Source organism: Synechococcus sp. R55.7 (genome assembly GCF_047461955.1).
Lineage (GTDB): Bacteria > Cyanobacteriota > Cyanobacteriia > Thermostichales > Thermostichaceae > Thermostichus.
The window spans coordinates 1-811 of sequence record NZ_JANSIC010000432.1 but is presented as its reverse complement, the minus strand read 5'-3'; the positions used below and the strand labels follow the sequence as shown (position 1 = coordinate 811).

2 protein-coding genes are annotated in these 811 nt (G+C 54.6%); one reads left to right on the top strand and one right to left on the bottom strand.

Going from position 1 to position 811, the window contains the following annotated elements:
• Positions 1 to 293 (bottom strand): hypothetical protein (locus NW820_RS12965; RefSeq protein WP_414407718.1); only part of this gene is annotated, 293 nt, incomplete at its 3' end.
• A gap of 214 nt (positions 294 to 507) precedes the next feature.
• Between NW820_RS12965 and NW820_RS12960 the strand changes: the two genes are divergently transcribed.
• Positions 508 to 750: a Ycf34 family protein gene (locus tag NW820_RS12960; RefSeq protein ID WP_011434378.1), complete on the top strand. Its 243-nt coding sequence runs from the start codon at positions 508 to 510 to the stop codon at positions 748 to 750.
• Positions 751 to 811 lie beyond the last annotated feature (61 nt).

The following is an 811-nucleotide window of genomic DNA, read 5'->3' as shown; positions in this document are numbered from 1 at the left end:
CTGACGGCCACGGGCGACTTAGCGGCAGCAGCAGCGCGATTTTCCTCTTCCTCAGGAGGGACAACGGCAAACTCGATGTGATTGAGCAGGGTGGTCACGAAGGCGAAGAGCAGGAAAGGCAGGGAGATCACCAAAATCAGAGCAATGGTGAGAAAAGCGTAGAGGGGGCTATTCATCAGGGAGAGGGCAGCGGCCAAGCTGGCAAAGATGACAATCAGCCAAACGATGATCTGGCCGTAGATATCTCCAAAGGAGAGGGTGCAGGTGAAGCGGTAGCGGGTGTGGGTGTTCATGGCAGTTCCTCTGGATAGCCTGGATGGTTCGATCCTAAGGACAGATCAAGCCCCATCCTGAGAAATATGTCGAGATTTTAGACGAGAGACGAGGAGATGCCTCTCTTTGCTAAGAAATATCTCAAGAATCGGCTGAGAAAGAGGGGATCCGCCGTCTGGAAGGAGGCAGGATGCTACCCTCAAGATTGGGAACCGTTTCTTGCAGGCAGCAGCCATGTGTATTTGTATTCACTGCTACTACGTGGATCGCTGTACCACCTACCATGCCGTGGAAGCGCAGCATCAGCAACCTCATCTCACACTGACGCCGGATTTTGAGCCGCAGGGCCCCCAGATCAATGTCAATATCCGCAATGGGGGCACCGAGATGGAATGGGATGTGGTGGGCTGCCAGAGCTTTCGCGAGGAACGGAACAAATGGGCGCGACTTCGTCCCTATGAGGCGGTTCCCACGTAAGATCCAAGAGCGGCCTGGATTTCCAGGGAGTTTCTTGCCCGGCCAGGTTAGAACTCTTCAG

Bases quoted from the DNA above. Each gene is read 5' to 3' on its own strand.
- NW820_RS12960 (WP_011434378.1), top strand. From the start codon at position 508: ATGTGTATTTGTATTCACTGCTACTACGTGGATCGCTGTACCACCTAC.